At 66.6% G+C, this 3,515-nt stretch carries 2 protein-coding genes and 1 pseudogene; all 3 read left to right on the top strand.

Going from position 1 to position 3,515, the window contains the following annotated elements:
* The first annotated feature begins 898 nt into the window (after window positions 1-898).
* Entirely contained in the window at window positions 899-2,029 is a 1,131-nt protein-coding gene (locus ACTOQ3_RS43350) for a lectin (RefSeq protein ID WP_440089892.1), read from the top strand.
* Between the two features lie 221 nt (window positions 2,030-2,250).
* On the top strand, window positions 2,251-3,240 hold the full coding sequence (locus ACTOQ3_RS43345; RefSeq protein WP_440089894.1) for a LacI family DNA-binding transcriptional regulator: 990 nt from the start codon (window positions 2,251-2,253) through the stop codon (window positions 3,238-3,240).
* Window positions 3,241-3,309: 69 nt separating this feature from the next.
* Window positions 3,310-3,515: pseudogene (locus ACTOQ3_RS43340) on the top strand (LacI family transcriptional regulator); the annotation flags it as partial.

Genomic DNA, 3,515 nt, shown 5'->3' with positions numbered 1-3,515 from the left:
GCGAAGGCCGCCGAGAGGTCGCCGGGTGCCGGGCGGGGGTATGGCGTTTGTGCCCATGCCTGAGCCTCCATAACTGCATCACAGAAACGCGGAAGCGGATAATCGCGAGGGGAAATCCGCAGGATCGACGCCGCGTCCCGTCATCAGGGAACGCACACCACCGGGGCGTCGCGGTCGACGGCCCCTGCCGCCCACCACCGACTTGGCATGGGGCCGTCTCGGGGACTCAGTGTGGAAACTATTACAAAATGTGTCAAGCACATCTAGAAAGGTTCTGTCCGCGTTGCTTGCTACCTATGTCCTGCACCTGCGCCAACGTCTCCTGACCCCTGGGAAGCCACGGTTCCGCCACCTGGGTCGAGACGTCTCTTGTGAAATTTTCATCACATCGCCCTGTCCGGCCCGATGCGGTGACCCATGAAGCACCAGATGAACCGTGCTTGCCTCTCGCTTCTTCCGGCACGCCATGTTTCGTACTCTTGACAGCTTCTCCCTACCTAGTGTTTGCTCCGCTCCACCACCACAACCGTTCGATGAGAAGGAGCCACGACCGGCAGACGGAATGTTAGCGCTCACATCCTGGTGTTCCCCTCAAAAGACATGCTCGGCGATCGTGAATCCCGTACAGACACCACATCCGCGGGTTCCCTCCCCCTCACGGTCGCCGATCTCTTGAACAGAAGGCTTTCCCGCACGGCGAAAGCTCTGATCAGCCTGATACATCGGGTCTCGCGGCCCTCGGGCGACCGGGGACACCTGCGAGGCGCCCGAGCCGCCACGCCCGACCGCCACGCCCGCCACCACATGACATTCGTTGGTGAGCGACCCGAATACAGACCGTTAGCGCTACACGAGCTGTCAGCAGTAACTGCTCTCAGCTGCCGGAAAGAGGTTGAGCATGCGTGGGTGGAGCCGGTGGTTCGGTGCGGCGCTTCTGGCCGTGACCATGGTCGCCCTGGGCGCGGTGACGCAGACGAGCGTCGCCGGCGCGGAGTCCAACGGCGGAGTGCGGGTCATGCCACTGGGAGACTCGATCACCGAGGGAACGCAGGTGCCGGGCGGATACCGTATCGGCCTGTGGCAGCGGCTGGTCTCCGGGCGGTACACGGTGGACTTCGTCGGGTCGCAGTTCAACGGGCCGGCCGGCCTGGGCGACCACGACCACCAGGGGCACCCCGGCTGGCGTATCGACCAGATCGACGCGAACATCACCAACTGGGCGCGCACCTACAACCCGCGCACGGTGCTGCTGCACATCGGCACCAACGACATCCTGCAGAACTACAACGTGGCCGGTGCGCCCCAACGGCTGTCGACCCTGATCGACCGCATCACGACGACCGTGCCGGACGCGGACGTGTTCGTCGCCACCATCATCCCGCTGTCCAACTCCGGGCAGGAGGCCGCCGCCCGCACCTTCAACGCGGCCATCCCCGGCATCGTGCAGAACAAGGTGAACAGTGGCAAGCGCGTCCACCTGGTCGACATGCACAGCAAACTGACCACGTCCGACCTGATCGACGGCATCCACCCCACCGCCGGCGGCTACGACAAGATGGCCGCCGCCTGGTACGCGGCACTCCAGTCGGTCCCCGGCACCATCGGCCAGCCCGGCGGCCCCAGTTCGACGCCGACGCCCTCGCCCGTGAGCGGGATCCGCGGCGTGGGTTCGGGCAGATGCCTGGACGTCGCCAACGTCTCGCAGGCCAACGGCGCGCAGGTGCAGATCTGGGACTGCAACGGGCAGGTCAACCAGCAGTGGACGCCGACCGGCGCGGGTGAGCTCCGGGTGTACGGCAACAAGTGCCTGGACGTGGCCAACATGAGCACCGCCGACGGCGCGCTGGTGCATATCTGGGACTGCAACGGCCAGAGCAACCAGAAGTGGCGCCTCAACGGCGACGGAAGCATCACCGCCATCGGTGCGAACAAGTGCCTGGACGTGCCCAACTACTCCACCGCCAACGGCGTCAAACTCCAGATCTGGTCCTGTAACGGCGCCCCCAACCAGCGCTGGACCCGCGTCTGACCCGGGTGAGGGGCGCGGGGCGGTCTCAGGCGCGGGCATGGCGGAAGCCGGCCCCGAGAGCCCGCCCCGGAGTCGGCACGCCGTACTCATCGGCGTTCGTGTCCGGCCTGCGCGGTGACACGTGAAGTTCTCGGCACAAAAGATGTTAGCGCTCACAGTTTTCCTGGATCGCATGAGAGGAGCGCCGGGTGGGACCTGGCCCGAGGCGTCGCCCGCCCATCATGGCGGACGTGGCGAAGATGGCGGGCGTGTCGCACCAGACGGTCTCGCGTGTGCTCAACGACCATCCCAACGTCAGCGAGGAGACCCGGGCCCAGGTTCTGCGCGCGATCGACCTGCTGGGCTACCGGCGCAATCTCGTCGCACGAGCGCTGGTCACCAGGAACTCCCGACGGCTGGGGGTCGTCAGCTTCGACACGACGCTGTACGGTCCCGCGAGCACGGTCTACGGCATCGAGCAGGCCGCCAGGAACGCGGGCTACTTCATCAGCATCGTGAGTCTTCGGACCATCGACAGGGCAAGGGTGCTCGACGCCATCGGCTATCTGACCGAACAGGGCGTGGACGGCATCGTCGTGGTCGCCCCACAGCGTTCGGCGGCCGAGGCGCTGGAGGACATGCCCGCCGGCATGCCGGCCGTGGCCGTCGAGGGTGGCCGGACGGACAGCGTGGCGGCGGTCAGCGTCGACCAGGTCGAGGGTGCCATCCTGGCGACCCGGCACCTGCTGGACCTGCAGCACGAGACGGTCTGGCACGTCGGCGGTCCGGCCAACTGGCTGGAGGCAGAAGGCCGCGCGCACGGCTGGCGCGAGGCGCTGACCGCCGCGGGCCGTCCGGTCCCCGACCTCCTGGCCGGCGACTGGAGCCCACGCTCCGGCTACCGTGCCGGGCAGCGGCTGGCCGCGATGATCGACGAGGTCACCGCCGTGTTCGTGGCCAACGACCAGATGGCTCTGGGCGTGCTGCGGGCCCTCATGGAGCGAGGAGTGAGGGTCCCCGGCCAGATCAACATCGTGGGATTCGACGACATCCCGGAGTCGGAGTTCTTCTCCCCTCCTCTCACGACCGTCAGACAGGACTTCGGGGCCGTGGGCAGGCGCAGCATCGACATGCTCGTGCGGCAGATCGAGATGGGGGAGCCGTACGTGCGCGAGCGGCACGTCGTACCTCCCCGTCTCATTCTCAGAGCCAGCACGGCGACGGTGCGCTAGTCGCCCACGGAAGCAGGAAGGGCGTTGACACCACGTGAATGTCGGCGCTCACATCATGAAAGGAACCCTATGTTGAAAAAGATCTCGGCACTGATCGCGGTCGGTGCCGTCGCGTTGACGATGACGGGTTGCGGTAGCACGAGCACGCCGGCCACCGGCACCGACAGTGGCAAGGTCGCCGACGACGGCAAGATCGTTATGGGTTTCTCCCAGGTCGGCGCGGAAAGCGGCTGGCGTACGGCCAACACCAAGTCGGTGCAGGAGTCGGCGAAGAC

This window comes from Streptosporangium sp. LJ11 (assembly GCF_051918945.1).
In the GTDB taxonomy this organism is placed as follows: Bacteria; Actinomycetota; Actinomycetes; order Streptosporangiales; family Streptosporangiaceae; genus Streptosporangium.
The sequence above is the reverse complement of the archived record's forward strand: the minus strand, read 5'-3'. Positions and strand labels throughout refer to the sequence as shown.

Excerpts from the sequence above, each read along its gene's own strand:
- ACTOQ3_RS43345 (WP_440089894.1), top strand. The coding sequence starts at position 2,251 with ATGGCGGACGTGGCGAAGATGGCGGGCGTGTCGCACCAGACGGTCTCG.
- ACTOQ3_RS43350 (WP_440089892.1), top strand. The coding sequence starts at position 899 with ATGCGTGGGTGGAGCCGGTGGTTCGGTGCGGCGCTTCTGGCCGTGACC.